General features: G+C 40.3%; 19 protein-coding genes and 1 tRNA gene. 9 read left to right on the top strand and 11 right to left on the bottom strand.

The window, feature by feature from the left end; genetic code table 11:
* Window positions 1–52 precede the first annotated feature (52 nt).
* Both ACOQO1_RS11880 and ACOQO1_RS11875 read right to left on the bottom strand, forming a co-directional pair.
* The gene (locus tag ACOQO1_RS11880; RefSeq protein ID WP_420603096.1) at window positions 53–703 is read right to left on the bottom strand and encodes a 50S ribosomal protein L25/general stress protein Ctc; all 651 of its coding nucleotides are present in this window, start codon (window positions 701–703) and stop codon (window positions 53–55) included.
* Window positions 704–787: 84 nt separating this feature from the next.
* Entirely contained in the window at window positions 788–1,729 is a 942-nt protein-coding gene (locus tag ACOQO1_RS11875) for a ribose-phosphate pyrophosphokinase (RefSeq protein ID WP_420603095.1), read from the bottom strand.
* 153 nt (window positions 1,730–1,882) lie between these two features.
* Between ACOQO1_RS11875 and ACOQO1_RS11870 the strand changes: the two genes are divergently transcribed.
* Window positions 1,883–1,964: transfer RNA gene (locus ACOQO1_RS11870), tRNA-Leu, on the top strand.
* Window positions 1,965–2,053: 89 nt separating this feature from the next.
* Here ACOQO1_RS11870 and ACOQO1_RS11865 read toward each other — a convergent pair.
* The 9 genes from ACOQO1_RS11865 to ACOQO1_RS11825 all read right to left on the bottom strand — a co-directional run bounded on the left by ACOQO1_RS11865 (window position 2,054) and on the right by ACOQO1_RS11825 (window position 12,810).
* On the bottom strand, window positions 2,054–2,938 hold the full coding sequence (locus ACOQO1_RS11865) for a slipin family protein (RefSeq protein WP_420603094.1): 885 nt from the start codon (window positions 2,936–2,938) through the stop codon (window positions 2,054–2,056).
* Between the two features lies 1 nt (window position 2,939).
* On the bottom strand, window positions 2,940–3,308 hold the full coding sequence (locus ACOQO1_RS11860) for a GntR family transcriptional regulator (protein WP_420603093.1): 369 nt from the start codon (window positions 3,306–3,308) through the stop codon (window positions 2,940–2,942).
* A 91-nt stretch (window positions 3,309–3,399) separates the two neighbouring features.
* Window positions 3,400–4,290 carry a nucleoside phosphorylase gene (locus tag ACOQO1_RS11855; protein ID WP_420603092.1) on the bottom strand — a complete coding sequence of 297 codons (891 nt, stop codon included), beginning with the start codon at window positions 4,288–4,290 and terminating at the stop codon, window positions 3,400–3,402.
* Window positions 4,291–4,306: 16 nt separating this feature from the next.
* Window positions 4,307–5,929 (bottom strand): phosphodiester glycosidase family protein, encoded by a 1,623-nt coding sequence (locus tag ACOQO1_RS11850; RefSeq protein ID WP_420603091.1) that lies wholly within the window; start codon window positions 5,927–5,929, stop codon window positions 4,307–4,309.
* Between the two features lie 90 nt (window positions 5,930–6,019).
* On the bottom strand, window positions 6,020–7,300 hold the full coding sequence (locus tag ACOQO1_RS11845; protein WP_420603090.1) for a RagB/SusD family nutrient uptake outer membrane protein: 1,281 nt from the start codon (window positions 7,298–7,300) through the stop codon (window positions 6,020–6,022).
* Between the two features lie 16 nt (window positions 7,301–7,316).
* Complete coding sequence (locus ACOQO1_RS11840) at window positions 7,317–10,742, bottom strand: SusC/RagA family TonB-linked outer membrane protein (protein WP_420603089.1); 3,426 nt, start codon at window positions 10,740–10,742, stop codon at window positions 7,317–7,319.
* Window positions 10,743–11,019: 277 nt separating this feature from the next.
* Entirely contained in the window at window positions 11,020–11,676 is a 657-nt protein-coding gene (locus tag ACOQO1_RS11835) for a FecR family protein (RefSeq protein ID WP_420603088.1), read from the bottom strand.
* Entirely contained in the window at window positions 11,645–12,124 is a 480-nt protein-coding gene (locus ACOQO1_RS11830; RefSeq protein WP_420603087.1) for a hypothetical protein, read from the bottom strand. The genes ACOQO1_RS11835 and ACOQO1_RS11830 overlap by 32 nt, the downstream gene beginning before the upstream one ends.
* Before the next feature lie 110 nt (window positions 12,125–12,234).
* Window positions 12,235–12,810: an RNA polymerase sigma factor gene (locus tag ACOQO1_RS11825; RefSeq protein ID WP_420603086.1), complete on the bottom strand. Its 576-nt coding sequence runs from the start codon at window positions 12,808–12,810 to the stop codon at window positions 12,235–12,237.
* A 323-nt stretch (window positions 12,811–13,133) separates the two neighbouring features.
* Here ACOQO1_RS11825 and ACOQO1_RS11820 point away from each other — a divergent pair, with 323 nt between their 5' ends.
* The 8 genes from ACOQO1_RS11820 to ACOQO1_RS11785 all read left to right on the top strand — a co-directional run bounded on the left by ACOQO1_RS11820 (window position 13,134) and on the right by ACOQO1_RS11785 (window position 24,166).
* Window positions 13,134–13,547: a nucleoside deaminase gene (locus ACOQO1_RS11820; RefSeq protein ID WP_420603085.1), complete on the top strand. Its 414-nt coding sequence runs from the start codon at window positions 13,134–13,136 to the stop codon at window positions 13,545–13,547.
* Window positions 13,548–14,171 (top strand): pyridoxamine 5'-phosphate oxidase family protein, encoded by a 624-nt coding sequence (locus ACOQO1_RS11815; protein ID WP_420603084.1) that lies wholly within the window; start codon window positions 13,548–13,550, stop codon window positions 14,169–14,171.
* Window positions 14,172–14,538: 367 nt separating this feature from the next.
* A complete protein-coding gene (locus ACOQO1_RS11810) occupies window positions 14,539–18,948 on the top strand; it encodes a gliding motility-associated C-terminal domain-containing protein (protein WP_420603083.1) in 4,410 nt (1,469 codons plus the stop codon).
* Window positions 18,949–18,985: 37 nt separating this feature from the next.
* Window positions 18,986–19,906, top strand: a complete 921-nt coding sequence (locus ACOQO1_RS11805) for a type IX secretion system membrane protein PorP/SprF (protein ID WP_420603082.1) — start codon at window positions 18,986–18,988, stop codon at window positions 19,904–19,906.
* A 1-nt stretch (window position 19,907) separates the two neighbouring features.
* Window positions 19,908–21,857, top strand: a complete 1,950-nt coding sequence (locus tag ACOQO1_RS11800) for an OmpA family protein (protein ID WP_420603081.1) — start codon at window positions 19,908–19,910, stop codon at window positions 21,855–21,857.
* Between the two features lie 155 nt (window positions 21,858–22,012).
* Window positions 22,013–22,552, top strand: coding sequence for an RNA polymerase sigma factor (locus ACOQO1_RS11795; RefSeq protein WP_420603080.1), 540 nt, complete (start codon window positions 22,013–22,015; stop codon window positions 22,550–22,552).
* Entirely contained in the window at window positions 22,549–23,097 is a 549-nt protein-coding gene (locus ACOQO1_RS11790) for a hypothetical protein (protein WP_420603079.1), read from the top strand. Before ACOQO1_RS11795 ends, ACOQO1_RS11790 begins: the two co-directional genes overlap by 4 nt.
* Entirely contained in the window at window positions 23,078–24,166 is a 1,089-nt protein-coding gene (locus ACOQO1_RS11785; RefSeq protein ID WP_420603078.1) for a hypothetical protein, read from the top strand. Before ACOQO1_RS11790 ends, ACOQO1_RS11785 begins: the two co-directional genes overlap by 20 nt.
* Window positions 24,167–24,218: the final 52 nt, after the last annotated feature.

Here is a 24,218-nt window from a genome sequence, read left to right as displayed (position 1 = left end):
TCCCAAATTTTGTGAATACAAAAAATAGGGATGCTTTTTTAATCTATTAAAACTATTCAGCACCTTCGGCTGCTGGAGCTTCAGCACCTTCTGCTGCTGCCTCAGTACCTTCTGCACCTTCTTCAGTTTCTTCTTCTTCCTCTTCGTCATCAACAGATGTTCTGGAAGCTTTTACCTGAACAACAGCAGTGCTGTCAGGATGAAGAATAGTATAGTCGTCATTCAAAAGTGTTTCCACGGCAATGGTTCCACCAATTCGCAGCTTTGAAATATCAATGGTGATAAAATCAGGCAATAAGTCTGGCAATGCCTTGATAGCAAGCTTTCTTTTTCTGAAAAGTAGACGTCCACCATTTCTAACACCTGGAGAATTCCCTTCCAAACGAACCGGGATATTCATAGTAACCGGCTTGTCCTTGAACAATTGGTAGAAATCGATATGTAAAATCTTATCCGATACAGGGTGAAATTGAATGTCCTGTAGTACGGCTTCAAACGTTTGACCGTCTTCCAACTCAATCACAACAGTGTGTGCGTTGGGAGTGTACACCAAATGTCTAAATGCTAGCTCATCAGCTGAAAAGTGCATTGGCTTATCCCCTCCGTACAGCACGCAAGGGACCTTTCCAGCATTACGTAAGGCTTTGGTAGATACCTTGCCCACGCTTTCTCTTTGGGATCCTTTGATAGTAATTGACTTCATAACTTTTGTTAATCTATATAATATTTAATTTATCCTATTTCATTTTCGAATTGCCAAGCTTGTCAGCCTGAGCGTAGTCGAAGGCTACATTAAAAATTTTGAAGATATTGATGTGTTGTGATGGACCCTGTGCATAACATCTGCAAAAAGGTCGGCACAGCCCAATACCTTTATTTTTTTTCTGTTGTGTTCCACTGGAATGGAATCGGTAACGATAAGTTCGGACAACTTTGAATTTTCTATTCTTTCATACGCGTTACCAGATAATAACCCGTGTGTGGTAATGGCACGTACACTTTGGGCCCCTCTTTCAATCATCAAATCTGCTGCTTTGGTCAGGGTACCCGCTGTATCCACCATGTCATCAACAAGTATAACATTTTTGCCTTTTACTTCACCAATCAACTCCATGTGCGAAATTACATTGGCTTTGGCGCGCTGCTTGTAACAAATGACCACATCGCTTTCCAGTGCTTTGGAATATGCATAAGCTCTCTTGGATCCTCCCATGTCAGGTGATGCAATGCAGAGATTGTCCAAGTTTAGACTTTTCACATAGGGCAAAAACAAGGTAGACGCAAAAAGATGATCAACCGGTTTCTCAAAAAATCCTTGAATCTGATCTGCATGCAGATCCATGGTAATAATTCGAGTGGCTCCTGCAGTTTCCAACATTTTGGCTACCAGTTTGGCAGCAATGGGAACACGTGGCTTATCTTTTCTGTCCTGTCTTGCCCATCCAAAATAGGGCATAACCGCTGTAATGTGTCTAGCTGAAGCTCTTTTGGCAGCATCCAACATCAACAACATTTCCATTAGGTTCTCAGAACTTGGATTGGTGGATCCGATGATAAAAATACGCGCACCTCTTATAGATTCTTCAAAAGAAGGTTGGAACTCGCCATCACTATATCTGGAAAACTGGACCTTTCCTAGTTTTGCGCCATAGGAAGCTGCTATTTTCTCCCCAAGGGCGGTACTCTGGGTACATGCAAAAATCTTAGGTTCTGGAACTTGGTATGCCATTGCAAACTCTTGTTAACTAGCTTTTTAAAGCTCTTTCTGATAAAAGAGGTGCAAATTTAAAAATTAATTTGGGTTGCTAAAGGATTAATCAAGGTATTTTTTGGTGGTAAACAAAATAATTTTTTAGCTTTGCAGTCCTTTTTAAAAATTAATGCTCGAGTGGCGGAACTGGTAGACGCGCTGGATTCAAAATCCAGTTCTTTCGGGAGTGTGGGTTCGATTCCCACCTCGAGTACTTCAAAGAAAAGCTGAAATCTTAGATTTCGGCTTTTTTTATTGGGACAACATTTCAGATTTGTTCAATTCTAGTCTTAAAAATCAGTGCTACGACTTGGTTGGTTCATTCGCTTTGGATAATGATACCAAACCGCCCATTGCCCCTAGATTCATGGAATCCAGAGCCGAACTGGGTACGATTACCATGGACCCTTTTTCTTTCAGGCCTTCAAACAACATGTTCATGCCTCTTAGATGTAGCGCTACTGGGTTTTCACTATACTGCTCACTTGCTTCGGAAAATTTATGGGCTATTTCCGTTTCAGCTGTTCCCAGAATTACACGTGCCCTACGTTCCCGCTCGGCTTGAGCTTCCTTACTCATGGCATCAGCCAGAGCCTGCGGAATAATGATGTCTTTTATACCTACATTTTGACAAGTTATACCCCATGGATCGGTATTGTGGTCAAGTACTTTTTGCAGGTCATCCGCTATTTTGTCCCTGTCTTGAAGTATATCCGCCAGTTCATGTTTTCCAATAATATCCCTAAGTCCGGTCTGTGCAATATAAAAAATGGCCTTCTCGTATTCTTGCACTTCCAAAGCCGCTTTTTCAACATCCCAAACGGTCCAATAAACTACGGCATCCACATTTACTGGAACGGTATCCCTGGTCAAGGTTTGTTCCGCCTTAAAATCTGTCACGCGAACACGCTGGTCAATGTATTTGTCTATTTGATCAATAACAGGAATGATAAAGAAAATCCCTGGGCCTCTTAAACCTTTATATTTACCCATTCTCAAAACCACTGCTTTTTCCCACTGATCTGCAATATGGATTGACTTGGCAATAAATAGAAAGAATAAGAACAGAATAGCTGTTACTTTCAAATCTACAATGTCAAAAAAATACAATCCAGCACATAAGGCCAGACCAGAAATTATGATTGCTGTGGAAATGGGATTCCCAATTTTTTTAATAGAAGTCTTCATCTTAATGCTGTTTTTTAAGTTGATTAATTATGTCATCTGTTGAAAATCCATAGCTAAAAGCTATAGTGGAAAATTCATTACATATTTCGTTTAGTTTGGCCCTTTTCTCTTCTTCCGATATTTGAATTTTGGTTTGGCTTATGAATGTCCCTGTACCTTGTTGTGTTTCAAGTATATTTTGAATTTCCAACTCTTTATAGGCTTTAGCGACCGTATTTAGGTTCACTTTCAAATCTACTGCGAGAGACCTTACCGTAGGTAATTGTTCCCCGGTTTTAAGGTTGCCAAAAGCGATGCCAAATTTTATCTGATCGATGATTTGGCGATAAAAGGGAATACCCGTTTTTGGATCTAATTTGAAACTGATCATTGTTTTAATGTACTATACATATAGTACAAACATACAATATTTTTTTTGATAATTAAATTTTTATGTCATTGAAAATTAAGGCGTAAACTAATTAGCCTGTTATTTGATCTAGTACATGTCGTACAAGCTCTTTTACATGTCCCCTATAATTTTGATTGGCATTTTTGTTGAGCCTGTTGGCGATGATCAAACAAATAGCGATCGCATTATGGTCTAGCATTTTGGCAAGCCCATAAAGAGCGGAACTCTCCATCTCATAGTTGGTGATTCGAAACCCATCATACTCAAAGCTTGACAGTTGATCATTGATGTTTTCCAAGGTTCCAGCCAATCTGAGTTCCCTGCCCTGGGGAACATAAAATCCGGGTGATGTAATGGTTATTCCAGTGTGGATACCTTCACTTTTTAATTTTTGAACCAGTTCTTTCGAGGCATCGATAACATAGGGATTCAGGTATATGGAATGTTCTTTGACCAACATTCGCATTAACCTGCTGAATTTCTCATTTAAAACTGAGGGACTGTCCTTATAAAAGTACAGTAGGTTATCAAACCCCACCGATTTTTCCGAGATTACATAGGAATTTACAGGTATATCGGCCTGAAGACTTCCTGAGGTACCTATCCGAATGAAGTCCAATTTTCTTCGGATTTTTTTGACCGTTCTGTTTTCAAAATTGATGTTGACCAGAGCATCCAGTTCGTTCATCACAATGTCAATATTTCCGATTCCAACACCAGTGGATACCACCGTCATTCTTAGCCCATTGTATGACCCGGTCATACTTACATACTCCCTGTTGTAGACTTTCAACTCAACACTTTCCATCAGTGATTCAATGATATCCACGCGTTTTGGGTCACCTACCAAGATTATAGTATCAGCTACCTGTCCTGGTTTGAGGTGCAGATGAAAAATACTTCCATCGGTGTTTAAAATCAATTCTGATTCGGATATCATGGGATGTTTATTTTGTTTCATTCGTTTGGATTATCATTTAATTTTTTGTGAAGATCAATGCATCTCCAATGGCTCTTTCACCTTCCTTATCAGAGGATGTTCCTGTTTTCTTTCCTTGGACCACCATCATGCTTGAGCCGCCGCCATCCAGGTTAAAGGCTTCAACAGCACCGAAGCTTTTTAGCAAATTGGACATTTCGGTAATGGAGGCCCCAGCGGAAATTCCCGGTTGACGGCCATAGACCACGGCGATATAGGCTTTATTGTCTGTTGTTAGTCCAATAGCAGTTCTTGGATGGCGCCGGACCACCCAGCCATGGTAAAAACCATGCCTATTGTTGGACTTCCTATCGGCAATTGCAGCCTTGTCTTTTTTGTCCACAAACTCATCGCTTATTTGGAAGCGATCAAATTGGGTTTCCCAGCCTTCTTTATACCGATCCGACAATTGCATTTCTCCGCCTCGTAGAAGCGTAGGCCCCCCATTTATGGCAAATACCCCCTTTTTCAAAGGAATAGGTCCCTCATCGCTGTTTACTTGTTTAACCAATTCGATTTGCCCACCCAACGCTATGCTTTTGCGAAGTTGTTCCACACAATTTCCTGTTGCTTGAACAAGAAATCCATCTTCGGGTATTTTACCTCCTCTTTCATTTGAAATGGAGATTACTCTATTAGCCATGTTGACGGCAATTTCAATTCCTTTTCCTGCCTCTCCTCTCTCACCGAATTCAGGTGTAAAGACCACAATCTCATGCTCATTTTTGCAAACAAAATCATGTACTGGAATTTCAATTCCTGAATTGGACAGATTACCACAATTCAATATTTTTCCCAATGATCGGTTTATCCCATTTATTACTAATGAGGTATCCTTTAGTTTTATGTTAATGTTGGTTTTGACATTGTGTGCAATGGAAATTTTCTTGAGAGTATTATTATCGATAATCAATGCGGCTCTTCCATTGGTTGCTTCACTCAACAATTTCCCATCAATTATGGAGAGGCCAGCAGGATCACCAGTAACTCCTACCGTGGTGTTCCATGCAAAGAATCCTGCATTTATGGCCGCAATGGCGTTGTTCTTATTTGAAATAACGGAGGTAAGTTCTTTTTCCTGAATTTTGCCCTTTCCCAGAACGGCCTTGATATTTCCATTGAATTGATTCAGGTCAATTTCCAGCAGACTAATTTGAAAAGGACCTGTGGTCGGGTTTCCATCTTCTGAAGTGTGTCTGATTGCCATATCAACGCCTTGTTGATGTAACTTTTTTGCCATTTGTTTGGCATCTTCGTGCGTATCGTATTTTCCTGTTCTGATAATAACTCCAAGTGAAAGACCGTGGGGATTGGTTTCGGCCGCTTTTTCGATTCGTGATGAAAGCCCCAAGTTTTTGAGCCTTATCACCAATGAGTCCGATGCACTTTGGGAAATGGCTCCAGTGGATAGCGTATAAAAATCTTCATTGGATACTTTGCCTCTTTCCACTTGGAAGTGGGTAATTCCTGATGCAAGCTTTTCAACTGCAACATTTTGATTCAATCCTGCTTGGCCAAGCAATAGATCCGGAACTTTCGGTAGGTCTGGATTGCAGGACGCAGATATCAACATGATAAACGCCATTGAGGAAATAATCCTCTGTATTGGATATTTTTTCATTTAAAAAGTGTTTTAACTAAAAAAGGGAGGGAAAATAATTCCACTCCCCTTTCCAAACTAAACTATCTCAAACTAAATCTTACATGAAAATCAATATCCAGGATTTTGCTCCAATTCGGCCAAATCTATTTCGCGTTGAGGTATGGGAAGCAACAACTGATTTTGATCAGTGACGTTCTCCAAACGTTCAATGGCTTTTCCGGTCCTAACAAGATCATACCAGTAAAAACCCTCGGCATAAAACTCGCGTTGTCTTTCATCAAGGATGGCATCGATAAAACTATCTTGATCAGTTGCCACATTTGGGCCCAGCCCACGAATACTTCTAAGTTCGTCCAACCTTGTATTCCCTGCGGGATATCCTTGGGCTTCGGCACTGATCAAATACATTTCGGCCAACCTACTTACCACCACGGGCATGTTTGTACTCTCCGTATACTTGTTGACTATATTTTGACCGTTGAAGACAATTAAAGTGGCCTCTCTTCTTAAATCGGCAACATCATATAATGTATTAAAAATATCATCTGTAGGAGCAAACTGTTGGGACCCAGAAACTGGATGATCATTAGGGTTGAAGGTCACATATTGTCGTACCAACTCCTCAGGGTCATTGCCCAAGGCAAAAATGACTTCCTGATTGCCATTTTTACTGAAAATTGAAGCAAATTCGGATTCCAAAGCAAAGTTCCCTGCTGCGGATGTGATTACCGCCTCCGCCATATTCTGCGCCTCGGAGGTATTGCCTTGTGTCAAGTAAACCCGTGCTGCCAAAGCCCTAATAGCATCCTTGGATACAAAATGTTGGTTGCTGAAATCTTCCGCTAATGGCAAGGCAGTGGTCAAATCATTAACGATAAAACTCCAGGTGTCTGCGGCACTGCTTCGAGGCACTATTTCGGTGGTGTTTGCCGGTAACAGAGGAACCCCTCCAAAACGTGTTGCCAAGTAGTAATAGGCCAATCCCCTAAGATAAAGAGCTGTGGCTCTCTCATTATTAAAATCACCCTCTAACCCATCAATAACTTCAAGTGATGTATTGGCATTATAAACAATTTCGTAAAGTTGCAACCACCAACTTTCGGTTTGTGTTGGGCTCAATCTGTTTCTAACAAAATTCACATCATCACCTGCAAAAAGGGGAGTAGCTTGTAAATGATTGGCTAGCAAATCAAAATCCACAAATCTATTCCCTATTCCAACTGTGGACTTGTTGTACACCCCGTTGATCAATTGCGGTAGGTCCGAACTTTCCAATTGTGAGGGACTAATACTTTCTTCTGGAAATAATTCCAACTCACTTGAACATGATGTTGCCATGAAGAGAAAGGAAAGTAAAAAAAGCATTCTGTATTTTATGTATGGTTTCATTGTCTTTTCTTTTTGGTTAAAAATTCAAATTCAATCCCAGGATTACTGTCCTCAAAGGAGGTGCGGTCAAGAAGTCTGCACCAAAGGTCCTTGGGTCAGAGCTATCTGAAGCTTCGGGATCATAACCGGAGTAATCGGTAAACGTAAACAGGTTATTCCCGGTTACATAAAACCGCAATAAATCAACGGACAATTTGTTGGAAACATCCTTCGGCAACGTATATCCTAGCGTTATGTTCTTGATCCTGAAGAAAGATCCATCTTCCACCCATCTTGACGATGCTTGGTTGTTATGGAATGCAGCTCCCGTGCCACCAGCTATGGCCCTAGGCACAGTATTGCTGGTATTGGGACCAGTCCAACGGTTTTCGGCCGTTTCCTTCAATAATCCAAATTGGGAAAAACCTAGACCCTCAACACCACCACCAACGCGAATTGAACCGGCAGAACCTCCCGATAAAAATCCTCCGGATCTCCAGGCAGAGTAAATATCATTTCCAATGGAAAAGTTGGAAAAAATGGTCATGTCGAAATTTTTGTATCTAAAAGTGTTATTGATTCCTCCAAATACATCTGGGAATGCATTGCCAACAATCTGTCTGTCGCTGGCATTGATCTGTCCATCCCCATTTACGTCATCGAAAATGACATCACCGGCCCGAACACCGTTAGCGGCCAAGGCAGCTGGAACTTCAGCATCTGACTGATAAATGCCCAATTGCTTTAACAGATACAAAGCTCCGATGGATTCACCAACCTGGAGGACATTATAACCCAGAGGAATTGGTGCTTCCCCTATTAATGAGGTCAATTCATTCTTGGCAGTTGCCACATTGAAATCTAGATTCCATGAAAAGCTCTCATTTTGAATTAAAGAGGCGTTAATTCCCAATTCAAAACCATTGCTATTTAAACTCCCGATGTTTTCTGAGAATGTGGTAAATCCTGTGGTTCCATGAACAGGGCGATCATATAAAAGATCGTCCGTTTTTTTAGTATAGTATTCAGCAGTTAGGGAAACTCTGTCTTTTAACAACCTCAAGTCCAATCCGAAATTATAGGAACTGGACTGTTCCCAAGTTAAATCAGGGTTGGCCAATTGATTGGCTGACAATCCACTAGATCCCAAATAATCAGCTCCTCCTGAGACCAAGGCCAATGAGCTGTAATTGCCAATACTACTAGTGCTTCCGGTAACCCCATAGGACCCCCTGACCTTTAAAAATGTAAGAAAATCGTTTTCTTTAAAGAAAGGTTCCCTGGAAATGATCCACCCTAAAGAAACAGATGGGAAGTTTCCATATTTTTTACCGCTGGCAAATCTTGAGGATCCATCTCTTCGGAAAGCCACATCCGCTAAATACCGATCCTTCAAAGTTCCTGAGATTCTACCCAAATAAGAATCCAGGGCATTTTCAACTTTTGAACCAAATGCGAATTGTTCAGCTGCAGAAGAAATAGCGGTGAATGATGGAGATGGAAAATTCCGGGCATCAATTAATGTGGATTCAATAGTCTGTTTTTGAAATGAATGGGCCGCAGCGACCTTAAGGTCAAAGTTCTCCCAGCTTTTTTGATAATTGAAGAGGTTTTCAACCAAGACGTTGGTCAGTATATTCCTTGAATCGAAGATTTGGCCATTGACCCTTCTTCCTCTCGGATGTAGTGGAGAACGATAAGTGTTGTCATGGTAGGTGCCATAATCAATGTTAAAGGAGGGCGTATAAGAAAAGCCTTTAAACAGCTTGAATTCAGCAAACGCATTTATGATTCCCCTATAGGTTTTATAACTGGATTCCTGTTCATTGATTACCTGTACCCCGTTGTGTCTGGTCAAGGTTGGGGAGCCACCAATGTTATAACTTCCATCGGGATGGAATGGCTGATCGGCAGGACGTTGCTCCAAAGACCTGATCAACAAACGCAATCCCCCTTCATGGCTGGCTACCCTACTGTTTTCAATATAATTCCCAATAAAATTGATGCCAAATTTTACGTGGTCGCTAAACCGATGTTCCACATTAAGTTTGTTCGACAGTCTTTCGAAATTATTCTTCCTAAACCACCCATCTTGATTGAAATAGCCAAGAGAGGCATAGAATCTGGTGTTCTCGTTCCCTCCGTTAATGGATACATTGTGATCTTGGATGTTGGAGGTTGAATTAGTGATGCCACCAGTCCAGTCATATTCGGTTTGCCCTGGAGCCAAAGGATTATCCAACGGAGCCAAGAAACCAGCATCTCCGCTTGACAACCCCTGATCTATATTGAAGTTGTTTCTAGCTTCATTATTTACCTGAAGCCATAAAGCAGTAGGTGCTGTTTCTATTTTCTCAGGAGCAAACTGGATTCCTGCATAGGAGGAAATGTTGACTTTTGCTTTACCAGCCTTTCCTTTTTTTGTGGTAATGATGATAACTCCATTTGTACCCCTAGACCCATAGATGGCAGTAGAGGAGGCATCCTTTAGTACATCAATACTTTCAATATCATTTGGATTTAACAAAGCAAGCGGACTTTGATTGTTGACTTCGCCAAAAACGTTGACGGAACCGGGAGTGTTACGATTTAAATTGGATGGATCTGTAGTGTTAATGGGAATTCCATCAATGACAACCAAAGGTTGGTTGTTTCCTTGCAATGATCCTATTCCCCTGATGTTGATGCGTTGTTGCCCTCCTGGATTACCTGAGGTTGAGGCAATCTGAACTCCAGAAATTCTACCTTGCAGAACATCATCTGTGGATAAGAAGCCGGTTTTTTCAGTTTCGGCAACATCCAAACTTGAAATGGCTCCAGTAACCCGTGTTTTACTTTGGGTACCATAGCCAACCACAACAACTTCTTCGAGTTTTGCAGAATCTTCCAATAAGGAAATGGTAAGGTTTGCTTGTCCGTTCACAGCAACTTCCTTTTGGGTGAAACCGATATAGGAAACTTCCAGTATGGCATTTTCATCACTTACATTCAGCTGAAAATTACCGTCAAAATCTGTTGAAGTTCCATTGGTTGTGCCTTTTTCAACGATACTGGCCCCGGGCAATGGCTGACCTTTGTCGTCAACTACATTTCCATTGATTGTAAATTGTGGTAAAGGTGGAGGGCTTGTTTTTGATTTGGTGGCAGTCGATTTTTTGCCTTTATTTTCGGTGAGGTAGATTCGCTTTTTAATAATATCATATTTTGTTTTTGAATCTCTAAAAACCCGTTGTAGAATAGCGTTAATCAGTTCGTTTTTAGCAGTTATATCGATTGTTCGATTTAAATCAACTTCCCTGATCTTATAAATAAAGCGATATTCTGTGCTGTTCTCAATTTTATCCAAGAACTCGCCCACCGTAATATTGGATAAGTTCATGGTAATCTTGGTTCGTTGGGCATAAGTGTCGTTGGCCTGTAAAGTGAACAGGGCAACAAAAATGAACAGGACACTTAGCTTCATCTTGAGGTCGGAATTTTAATAACGTATTGGCCCCACTTGTGGTTATAAGCGGTTTTTTCATACTTTTATAGTGTTAGAATTGTGGTTAAACTTTTGTTTGATCACGTTTGCACAATCGGAAAATGTTGCCTCATTTTCCGATTTTTTTTTGCCCAAGATTAAATTACTGGGTAAAACGTGAATGGTCTTTTGTGTAATCTTATCTTTAAATTTTAGTCATAGGCATATTTTGGTTTTATGTTAGTTGTTGTATTAGTTGATTATGATAGTATCCCCTTCAATGGAATAGGTGATATGATACATCGTTTTTAGTTCGTCCAAGACTTCCTTGATCAAAGGTTTTGCTTCCAAAACTTGCGTTGAACTTTTCAGATGAAAGGCCTTCGTTATTGTTTATGATGTTGACATTATATTGTCTTTCCAGTTTTTTGAGGATGTTGTTAAACGACATATTTCTGAATACCAGCTCCCCGTGCATCCATGAGGTGTAGATATCGGTCATTACAGCTTCTGTCTCTATTTTTTTATCTGTTTTATCAAAACTTGCTTTAAAACCTGGTTCCAGTCTTGTGCTTGTATCGGTATGGTATGCCTCATTTTCTGGGTATAAGGCCACAGCACCTTCTACCAGTACAACTTCGGCTACTTCGTCTTCCGGATATACATGTACATTGAACTGGGTACCCAATACCCTTACATTTAAATCATCCGCACCTACAACAAAGGGATGGTCCTTATCTTTCTCAACATTCAAGAAAACCTCTCCAGAAACAAACACCTTTCTTTCCATACCGTTCAAAAATTGAACAGGATATTTGAGGGAAGATCCAGCATTTAAATGGGCTTTTGTGCCATCCGATAAAAGAAGCTCAAATGTTTTTCCATAAGGGACCGTCAGGGTATTATAAAACCAGTTCTTTTGTGTTGACTTCATTATAGACCAATTGATTGCCTTTTTGCTCACCAATGACTTTTCCATTTTGATCTAAGACTTTTTCGTCCCCGGTTTCCTGTATTATCTTAATGCTCCCATCCTGTAGCTCAAGTGTAATGGCACCTTCCGGTATGGTCAATTCTGGTTGGGAGGAAATCTGAAGATAAATGTACCCTAGTCCAATAAGTCCAATAAAAATGGCAGCTGCTCTGGAGAGTTTGGTCAACACCCATTTTCTCTTTTGAGGCGTTTCATCATTTGCAATGCTATGGCCAATTCTATCCAACAAACGGATTTTGGCCTGTTCTTTTTCAGGTAGGTTCCATGAATCCATAACATTATCCTTCTGAAAGGATTCATAAAAATTGAAAAGTAGATTTTCTTCTTCTTTTGAGCATTTGCCTTGCTCAAACTTTACTAGTAGATCAAAAAATTCTTTTTTAGTCATATCATCCCTTGTACCTATATGATGCAAAAGGAAGGGGATGACTCACATAAAAAAATGAAAAAAATAAAAATTATACGTTGGACCTCTCAAACGGGACCTCAAAAAATTTGCTAAAAAGTGAAAAAGAGGAGTAAGGATATAACATTGCCCAAAGTACTGCGAATATGCTTCAGCGCAATATGTAACTGATTTTCTACCGTTCTATGCGAAATATTAAAATGTTGGGCAATTTCATTTATGGAGTATTCTTGGTATCGACTCATAAAAAAAATAGCCTTGCATCTGGCGGGGAGGGATTTTGCCGCTTGTCCTATTTTGAACTTCAAATCACTTTCCGCAAGGTTTTGTTCAGCTTTTGGGGAAAGGGACAATTGCCGAATGGTTTCTTCATGTAGGTCGATGAACCTTTCATTTCGGATTTTCATTAGCGCTTGATTCCTTACCGCCCTAAAGAGATATCCCTTAACGTTTTGGATGTCGAGTTTATCCCGTTTGGTCCAAATGTTGACAAATACTTCATGTAGAACATCCTCAGTTTGCCCTTTGTCCTTAAGCACATTTATAGTGCATGAATACAATCCTTCCCAATGCCTATGATACAATTGGCGAAAGGCCATTTGGTTTCCTTCTTTTATCAATGACAAAAGATTTTTATCGGATAAATCACCAAAATTTTCTTGGCCCACTGAGGTTAAATTTTGGCCTTAAATTATAAAAGTTGTTCGATCGCGCCAAATCCTTGTAAATTATGAGGACTATTTTCTTTAGAAGTTTTTGTTATATAAAAATTACATCAATCCCAATGATTGTTTAAAGAACTTGTAGAGAATCGGCAATATAATTTACTTGTTGAAAAGTTGTTCTTAAACGGGTATGGGTTCAATAATAACCAAAGGTTTTTATACGAGAAACTGAAATTTTGACTTCCTTTTTTTGCATATCACGATTGGTTGATTCCACGAAATCTTTTTTGTAAGGTTTTTATAGTTTTAAAGGCTAAGGGGATATTATGGAGAATGCCCAAAATTTCATGGCTCGGTGCGAAGAATTGGCGAGTCAAGCCGCTACTAAAGGAAACAGTCCAGTGGGTAGCTTAATTGTTGTTGACAACAAAATTGTAGCGGAGGCCGAGGAAGCCGGAGCTACAAAACAAGATGTTAGCTGCCATGCCGAAATGGAGGTAATTAGGGAAGCGCGAAAAACTTTGGGAAAAGATATGTCAAATGCCACTCTGTTCACTACAAAAGAACCTTGTGTTATGTGCAGTTACGTTATTAGATTTCATAGAATTGGCACCGTGGTTTTTAAGGAAAAGTCGGCGGAGCTTGGAGGCGCAAGTAGTGATTATAATTTATTGGTATCACAGAATGCTCCAAAGGGTTGGGGCCCACCAGTACGATGTATTCATTTAAAAGAAGAATAAATGAACTATTCAAGATTAGCTTTTACAGACACCATCAAGGAAATTCAGGAAGAGCAAGGGAGCAGACATGCCTATGAACGTATGGAACGTATGGAATTGCCCGATGGATTGTCGTATAGAGAAATGAGTTTTATTCAAGAAAGGGACAGTTTTTATATGGCATCATTTGGGGAAAACGGTTTTCCCTATATTCAGCACAGAGGCGGGCCCAAAGGCTTCTTGAAGATGATTGATGTAAAAACTTTGGCGTTTTTGGATTTTACTGGCAACAAACAATACATCTCAACAGGAAATGTGAAAACACATAAAAAAGTTGCGTTGATCCTTATGGATTATGTTAATCGAGCAAGGTTAAAAATTTATGCCAAAGCTGAAACAGTTTCCCTCAAAGAAAATAGAGAATTGGCTGAAAAACTGGAATTGGATTACGACTACAAAGCGGAGCGGATTTTTATATTTCATATAAAGGCTTTTGACTGGAATTGCCCTCAACATATAACACCTAGATATAGTTTTGAGGATGTTGCTAAAATGAATCAAGAACGGGAAGATTATATCCAAGAATTGGAAAGTCAGGTTGAATCTCTCAAGCAAAAATTGACCAATTTTAATTTGGATAACTAGGATTGAAAGCCTTGGCTTTTGTTCTGCCAAGCCACTAAAAAACACTTTTTGACTTCCAATTGGTTTTTGCCCCTTCTCACATCATTTTTGAAGTTGGTTAGGAGAGGAGGTAATTATAGCCAGCCTTGAACTTCTTGTGAATGTAACCTTCTAACAATCAATTATTTTGAAGCTTGGAATAGGGTCAAAAAATAGAAGAAAGAGCCCCATGTTGTCAAAATTGGACTAAATAATAAAAAAGCTTCCATCATTTATCCGATGTTTCACAACAAATGATCGATGAAATACAACATATATTCCTTTTAACGGGTCGTAGTGGATATGTTTGAGTATTCCCACAAGGAAGAAAACCTCATTTTCATTGACTATGAACACATCCGTAACCCACCAAAAAAAAGGAAACTTTTTCTTGTTTTTTTTGTTTTTGCTAGCCTCGTTTCAATTTGGACATGCTCAAAATTGCGGAGTATTTGCGGGCTTGGACCAAACTGTATGTGAAACGTCTCTATCAGGTTTTAGTATAACTGGATTGGACGTTGATAGCACGGTAAGTACTACTTGGTCTCAAATAGGCGGGCCGGGAGTGACCATAGTTTCCCCTTCTAACCTTACTACAGCTATAACTGGAATGACTGGCGGAAACACGTATACTTTTCGGTTAAGTGCATTATGTGGAGATGGAGCAAACGTATTTGATGATGTTGTAATTACTGTAAACGCAGTGCCCACCCCTGAAGCGGGTCCTGATCAAACCTTAAATCAAGGAGCTTCTGTTTTTTTAAATGCAACATTACCACCTTCTAGCACTGGAACATGGTCACAGGTAACAGGCCCTACCACAGTTACTTTTACAAATATAAACGATCCAAATACCGAGGTTACGGGCACAACAGCTGGAACCTATGTTTTTGAATGGACTGTGTCCCCGGCGGTATGTTCATCAGTGTCTGATACAGTAGGAGTCTCAATTTTAGGAACTGATCTGGAACTGCAATTGCTTGCTGGCAATACAGTTCCAGACGTGGGCGATATCGTAACATTTACCGTAAACCTGAGTAACCTTGGTGATTTTGATGCCACAGGGGTTTCAGTGGAGAACCTAGTACCAACAGGATTCGGAACCATTACGGGTATAAACAATGGAGGAACTTATAATTTTGGGTCGGGGATTATTACCTGGACCGGACTTACGGTTCCTGTGGGAACAAATACAACCGTACTTACTTTTAATGCTACAGTGCAAACGCCAACAGGAGCTTTGGGAGAATTTACACATATTGCCGAAGTCACCTTCAGCAATGAATTTGATTTAGATAGCACCCCAAATAATGATGACGGGGATCAGAGTGAGGATGATGAAGATGCTATTACGGTGGCACCGGAACAGGCAGATCTGTCTTTGGTAAAAACTGTGGTCGATAATGATATTACCCCCATTGTTGGCGATGAAATAAGTTTCGAGATAACCATCTCTAATGCTGGACCTAATGACGCTACCAATGTTGTGGTAACAGATTTGCTGCCAACAGGGTTTGACTATGTTTTATATAGCGCTACCACTGGAATCTACAATGATACAACTGGTGAATGGCAAGTGGGAACCGTTACAGCCGGGGATTCAGAAACCTTGATCATAGATGTGTTAGTAAACGCTTCTGGAAATTACGTGAACACAGCTCAAATTACTGCTTCGGATGCTTTCGATATTGATTCCACACCCAGTAATGGTGTTTTAGCAGAGGATGATCAAGATGAGGTTACCATAACCCCAACAGCTTTGGTGGATCTTTCTTTGACTAAAAATGTAGATAATACGAATCCAACGGTGAATACAAATGTGGTATTTACGTTGACGGTTTTCAATACAGGGCCAAGCGATGCCACCGCAATCCAGGTAACGGATCAATTACCAACAGGATTTACCTATGTTTCTGATGATGGAGGTGGAGATTATGATGATGCGACTGGAATTTGGAATGTTGGAGCTATGACCAATGGAGGTAATGCAAGTTTGAACATTACCGCAACCGTAAATCCAACCGGAAACTATACCAATATTGCTGAAATTACTGCCCAGGGTGAAACGGACAGTGACTCCACACCAAATAATGGAGTGGCAGGTGAAGATGATCAAGACCAAGTAATCATTAATGCCGCACCGCTTGTTGATATCTCCGTTACAAAAACAGCTGATGATCTTACCCCAAATGTGGGTGATCCAATTGTATTTACCATAACCGTACAAAATGATGGCCCCAATGATGCCACCAATGTTGTTGTCACGGATTTCTTGGCGTCGGGATATGCTTTCGTGAGTGCTGTGCCATCCAATGGGGTGTACGAACCTTTAAATGGTTCTTGGACTATTGGAAATTTGGCCAATACCGCTTTGGAAACTCTTGTGATAACGGCAAATGTGCTGGCCGCTGGGGATTATACCAATATTGCCGAATTGACAGGGTTGACCGAAACCGACGTGGATTCGACCCCTGCAAATAATGATGATACCGAAGATGATCAGCAAACTGTGGCCCCTGTCCCGGTTTTGGTTTCAGATTTAGTGCTTCGCAAATCTGTAAATATTTTGAGTCCGTTGGTGGGTGAAGAAGTGATTTTCAATATCAGTATTACAAACAATGGACCAAGTGATGTCACAGGAGTAGAGGTGCAAGATTTGTTGCCCACAGGATATACTTATATTTCCAACAATAGAACTGCTGGGGTTTATGACCCAAATACAGGCATATGGGAATTGAATGGGGTTATTCCAAATGGAACCACGGAGACCATGAATATTATTGCTACGGTTAATCCATTAGGAGACTATTTCAATGTGACCGAGGTATTCTCGTCTAATAACTTGGACCCGAACTCCACACCAAACAACAACAACATCTTTGAAAATGACCAGGATAGCGCAGGTACAACACCAATTCCCGCTGCAGATTTAGACTTGGATAAAACCGTGGACAATGCATCTCCGGATGTTGGCTCCAATGTAACTTTCACCGTAACCGTTACCAATGACGGTCCAAGTGATGCAACAAGTGTTGTGGTTTCTGACGCTCTTCCATCGGGATATACTTATGTCTCTGACGATTCTGGAGGAACCTATAGTAGTGCCAGCGGATTATGGAATGTTGGAACAATAACTGGAGGGAATAGTGCAAACTTGAACATAGTTGCCCAAGTAAATGCTTCTGGGAACTATAACAATAATGCTGAGGTGATTGCTTCCCTTCAACTGGATCCTGATTCCACGCCTGGGAACAATGTTCTTTCAGAAGATGATCAGGATGAACAGTCCATAACACCAAGAACGGTTACCGATATTTCAATTTCAAAAACAGTGGATAATCTAAGTCCATTGGTGGGTGAACAAATCGTATTTACGATTACTGTAAATAACGCCGGTCCCAATGATGCTTCGGGGTTAGTGATTGAAGATGTATTGGCTACAGGTTATGGTTTTGTTTCTGCTATAACATCTGCAGGAGTTTATGATGAAATTTCAGGAGCTTGGGCACTGCCCAATATTACGAATGGCGCTTCTGAAACACTTCAAATAACAGCTACGGTATTGGCCAGCGGAGAATATAGAAATACCGCCGAGTTGATAGCCATGGATACTTTTGATCCTGATTCAACACCAGATAACAATTTGAACACTGAGGATGACCAAGATACTGTACTTCCCGTTCCCAACGGATTGTCTGACCTTGAACTTACAAAAACAGTGGACAATGCCACTCCCAATGTTGGTGATGTGGTTGAGTTTACCATCATCATCGCCAATAATGGATCAAGTGATGCAACAGGGGTAGTGATAACCGATCAGTTGCCATCGGGTTATACCTATCAGTCTCACATTGCAACCGCTGGAACGTACAACGAAGTCACTGGAATTTGGAACATTAACGGTACTATTTTCAATCAAAATACAGAAACCTTGGTCATATTGGCAACGGTAAACAGACCTACTGGAACTGCGGACGAGTATTTGAACGTAGCAACCATTACCGCTACTGATTTAGCAGATCCGGACAGTAATCCAAACCAAGGGATTGACGTGGATGACTTGGCGGACGGAATTGGTGATGATGATGAGGCCATAGCTTTTGTTACACCACAAACCACAGATGTTGCAATAACCAAAACAGTGGACAATACTTCGCCAAACATTGGAGGAGAAGTGGTCTTCACGATTACGGCGATGAATCAAGGTAGTGTAGCCGCAACTAATATTGGAATAGAAGAGCAATTACCTTCAGGATACAGATTGATTACATCCCAAGCATCAGATGGTGCCTATGATGAGGTTTCAGGTTTTTGGGAGATAAATTCAATTGATGCCTTGGGGACTGCCAATTTACAGCTTACCGTGGAAGTATTGGATGTCAATGACTATCTAAACACGGCAAGTCTGGCCTATGTGGACCAATTGGATGTCAATGACACCAATAATTCTGATCAGGCAGAAGTGGAACCTTCATGTTTGACTGTATTTAATGAGTTCTCACCAAATGGTGATGGGGTTAACGAATTCTTTAAGATTGACTGTATCTCAAGATACCCGAAAAATGTACTCCAAGTATATAATCGCTGGGGGAACATTGTGTATGAACAACGCTCCTATAATAATGACTGGGACGGCACTTCAAACGGCCGTGCTACCGTTCAGAAAGGAGATTTGCTACCGGTGGGGACATATTATTATGTCCTGGACTTAGGAGATGGCTCAGAGCCAAGAACAGATTGGTTATATATAAATCGATAACAAAATGGGTAGCGCAACGGTCAAAAAAACAACACCAATGAAGAAGCAATTACAATATATCTGTTCCCTGGCTCTACTACTGATGTCCTATATAGTATCCGCACAGCAAGACCCGCAGTTTACGCAGTATATGTACAATACTTTGAGTGTAAATCCAGCATATGCTGGTTCTAGGGGGCATTTAACTGCATTGTTGATGCACCGTTCACAATGGGTCGGTGTCAATGGGGCACCTAATACCCAGGTTTTGGCCGTAGATGGTCCAATGGGGAATAATGTAGGTCTTGGACTTGTGCTTTCGCACGATGCCTTGGGACCATCTTCAGAAGTTTTTGTGGATGCCAATTTTTCATATACCCTAAAATTGGATGAGAACGATAAAAAACTCTCTTTTGGATTAAAAGGAGGGGGAAGACTCTTTAATGTGGATTTTACCAAAGGTTTGGTGGAGAATCCTGATGTAGCCTTTCAAAATAATATTGAAAACAAATTTTTTCCGACCATAGGGGCTGGAGTATACTACCATACGGCCGAAAGTTATTTAGGTTTGGCTGTGCCCAATTTCTTTTCACAAGATCACTATGAAGGGCAAGAACAAGAAATAGCCACGGAACGGTTGCATTACTTTTTGATGGGTGGAAAGATCATTGATCTTACCCCGGATATCAAATTTAAGCCTGCCTTCTTTGTAAAATGGGTTCCTGGTGCTCCGATTATTGCTGATATTTCGGCAAATGTCATGCTAATGGAAACCTTTACCGCGGGTCTGGCTTATCGGTGGGATGATTCCTTTTCCGCACTTTTGGGGCTTCAGATTTCCCCAGACCTAAGTGTTGGCTATGCCTATGATCTAACAACATCAGATTTAAGAAGTTATACCAGTGGTACACATGAGGTGTTTTTGAGGTATGAATTCAAGACCGTGGAAAAACGACTTAAATCCCCAAGATTTTACTAAGATGAAAGCGACAAGAACCAACATAACCGCACTTCTTTTTTTGATGGTCTTTGCTGTACAGGCCCAATTAAAGTATAACGATGCCGACATCAATTTTGACAACCTCTTGTATGTAAGAGCGGCCAAACAATATGAAAGTCTTGTACAGAAAGGAGACGATTCCCAACATGTTTTGCAGCGTTTGGGAGATGCTTATTTTTTCAATACGGATATGGAAAATGCGGCTAAATGGTATGGAATGTTGTTTTCAAAATATGAAAATGTGTTGGAACCAGAGTATGCATTTAGGTATGTGCACGCCTTAAAAGGTGTTGGCAATTACAAACTGGCCAAGGCCATCATGAAAATTTACACCCAAAAACTGGATGTATCAAAATTTGAGGTTGACCAATTGAAGAACAACGATGAAGCCTTGGATGAGTTGCTGAACAGACAACCTCAATTTTATATTGCCAACTTGGCCATCAACACCCCGGTAGCAGACTTTGGAACAGCTTATTACAAGGACAAAATTGTGTTTTCATCAAGTAGGGATTCCTTACTGTATGAAACTCGGGTTTATGAGTGGAACCAACAACCATATTTAGACTTCTTTATGGCCGATACCAATGATTTGGGCTCCGATTTGGCCAAGGTAGAACAGTTTTCTCCAATTCTGAATACAAGATACCATGAAGCTGTTGCCAGTTTCATCCCAGAAGGGAATGTGATTTATTTTACCAGAAACAACTATTCCAACCAAACATTGGGTAGAGATGGAGAGGGCACCAATCATTTAAAGATGTACACTTCCCAGCTTCAGGGTGGGGAATGGACAAGTGCCACTGAAGTTTCCTTTAATAGTGAAGCGTATTCCGTTGGGCAACCTGCCCTAAGCCCTGATGGCAAAAAATTATATTTCGTATCGGATATGCCAGGTAGTATTGGTGGTACCGACATATTTGTTGTGGACATCCTTAGGGATGGGAGTTTTTCACAACCTAGAAATTTAGGGCCCACAATCAATACCAGCGGTAGGGAAATGTTCCCTTTTATCACTGAGGAGAAATTATACTTTGCTTCAGATGGACATTTAGGCCTTGGAGGTTTGGATGTTTTTGAAAGCGAATTGGGCAGGGATGGCTTTGGGACACCCAACAATTTGGGCAACCCTTTGAACAGTAATCGGGATGATTTTGCCTACATCGTAAACGAAGCTACACAGCGCGGATATTTTTCTTCCAATAGGGAAGGAGGAAAAGGAGACGATGATATTTATTCGTTCCAACGTATGGAAGAAGCCTGTGAGCAGACCGTAGAAGGGAGTGTAATCCGAAAGGCCAATGCGCAACCTATGGTGAATGTGGTGGTAGAATTGGTGTCAGCAGGTGGTGCATCATTGGAAAGAACTGCCACTGACCCTTATGGCGCATTTAGTTTTACTACAGTTTTGGATTGTGAAGCAAAATATAGCGTTCAAATCAGCAAAGAGGGTTTTATATCCAACGAAAAAACTTTCAATACAACCACCGACAAAGATTTTGTGAACAATGTGCCCATGGAAATCACCAAAGAACTCAATAAATTGATTGTTCGTGAAAATGGGGTGCTAAAAATCAAGATTGATAACATTTACTTTGACTTGAACAAAGCCGATATCCGGCCAGATGCCGCCCAAGAGCTCAACAAGATTGTGGAAGTGATGAAAGAATATCCTAAAATGGTCATCAAAATTGAAGCACATACAGATTCAAGAGGTAGTGACAGGTACAATGAGACCCTATCAGATAAAAGAGCAAAATCTACTGGAAGTTACATTGTTTCTCAAGGAATCCAGGCCCATCGTATAGAAAGTGCCATTGGATATGGAGAAAAAATTCTATTGAATCACTGTAAAAATGGAGTCAAGTGTAGCACTGAGGAGCATGATGTTAACCGTAGATCGGAATTTATTATTGTAAAGTTGGAATAAGATTTAACCAAACCAAAATACCAAGGACCTTCAACGAAAGTTGGAGGTTTTTTTATTAAAAAGCATTTTGGTGCAACCCTTCAATTTTTGATTTGTCTTTGGAATAGATGAATAAGAATTATTTTTAGCTGTCATTGAATAACCGTCCAGGATTTTTGGAAGCAAACGTACGATTTACACACCAAGCATTGGTGGAACAGAGCAAGGAAGGAAACAGAAACGCCCAATATCAGTTGTATGGGCTGTATGTGGATGCTATGTTCAATGTTGCTATGCGTTTGTTGACGGTTAGGGAAGACGCCGAAGATGTTTTACAAGAGAGTTTTGTGGAAGCCTTTAAAAAGTTGGACACTTTTAGGTTTGAAAGCACTTTTGGAGCTTGGTTAAAGCGGATTGTGATCAATAGGAGTATCAATCATTTAAAAGCGAAGCGACTCTTGCTGTCCTCTTTGGAAAATGAGGCCGAACCTGTTGAAGATGGTAATGCTGAGGTTATTCCTGATTTGGAAATTGAAAAGATAAAAATAGGGCTTGGACAATTACCAGAAGGGTACAAGCAAATAATTACACTGTACTTGATAGAAGGGTACGATCATGTGGAAATTGGTGAAATACTGGGTATATCTACATCTACATCCAAGTCACAATATCATCGAGCCAAAAAGAAACTTATTCAAATTGTAAATGAACTATGATGGACAATTTTGAAAAATACATAAAGGAGAACAAACAAGCTTTTGATGTTCACAAGGTGGACAAGGATAAGCTGTGGGGAAATATAACTTCCCAGTTGGATGAGGAGGAAAAAGGAAAAGTAATTCCATTATGGAGGTCTAGCAAGTTGCGTATTGCTGCTTCGATAATCCTTTTGATAGGATTGTCTTTAACTGCTTTTTTGACCATAGGCAATCCGGCTTCCGATGGTTTGGATGGGTATGCCACAGAAGAGCTGTTTGAAATAGATATGCACTATAAGAATTTGGTACATCAGCAAGTGCAACTGGTCAAGAACCATCCCAGCTTGGAAACCAAGGACAAAGAAGAATTTTTATCCTTTATGGATGAATTGGATAAGGAGTATGAACAACTAAAATTGGAAATGCAGAACAATTTGGACAATGAGCTGGTTTTGGAAGCCATTGTGAACAATTATAAAAAACGTATTGAACTAATCGAGAATTTACTCAAACAGATCAATGCTTCTAAAAATGAAATGGATTATGAAGGGTATATATTATAAAAATACAGTACTTACCGTGCTACTGGGTCTTCTTACCCTAACTGTATTTGCACAAAGCGAGCGTTCCAAAAAATGGGAAAAGACCTATGACCTTTCCCCAACGGGTACAGTTCAGATTGAAAACAAATATGGTAATGTGGTCATCAATGGTTGGGATAAAGAAGAACTAAAGGTATCCATTGCCATCAAAGTGACCCATAGAAAGGATGAAAACGCAAAAAAGCTTTTGGATAGAATTCAGCCAAAAGTTACCCTGGCCGGAGATTTTATTAAGGTCACTTCGGAGATTGTGGATAAAAGCTCAAGTCTCTTCTCAAGATATTTTAACAAAGCCAATCCATTTGACTTTGATAAGTCCAATATTCAAATAGACTATGAGGTCTATATGCCATTAAATGCGGAACTCGGCATTACCAATAAGTTTGGGGATGTAATTATAAGTGCTTGGAACGGAGATTTGGATGCCAATGTTCAACATGGAGATATATGGATCAACGAAGACGTGTCCACTGCAAAGGTTGACATGCGCTTTGGGAAATTGAACAGCCGTAGAATGGGGTATGGAAATATAAAAATGAACAATGGTGCCATCGACATAGAAAATGCCCAAAAGCTGAAGATTATAAGCAGTGGCAGTAACATTAAGCTCAATGAGGTGTCTAATTTGGAGCTGTACTCTAGCAAGGATGAAGTTAACTTAGAGAGGGCTGGGAGTTTACGAGGAGACTTTAAATTTTCAAATGTGGATATCAGCAGTATAGAAAATGAAATGTTCCTAACACTGAGAATTGCCGAAGTTGAGATTCATGAAATTCTTAAATCAGATGCCGAAATAGATATTGTTCAGGAGTCATCACAAATAAACATGGACATTTCTGGCTTGGCATTTAACTTTAGGGCAACCTTGGAACAAGGGCTTTTAAGAGTGCCAAAATCTTTTGGCAATATTAAGACCAATGTGACCAACGCTGGAAAGAAAATTAGGGAGATTACAGCTACATATGGAAATGGGTCACGAGGTGATTTCTCCATAAATGGGATAAAAGGAGTAATCGTTCTTACAGATTAATATATTGAATGTCAGATAATTGAATTTTTTTATAAAAAATGACAGTGTTTAT

Source organism: Flagellimonas sp. (assembly GCF_965222555.1).
Lineage (GTDB): Bacteria > Bacteroidota > Bacteroidia > Flavobacteriales > Flavobacteriaceae > Flagellimonas.
Note: the sequence above shows the minus strand (reverse complement) of the source record. Positions and strands in the feature narration are given on the sequence as shown.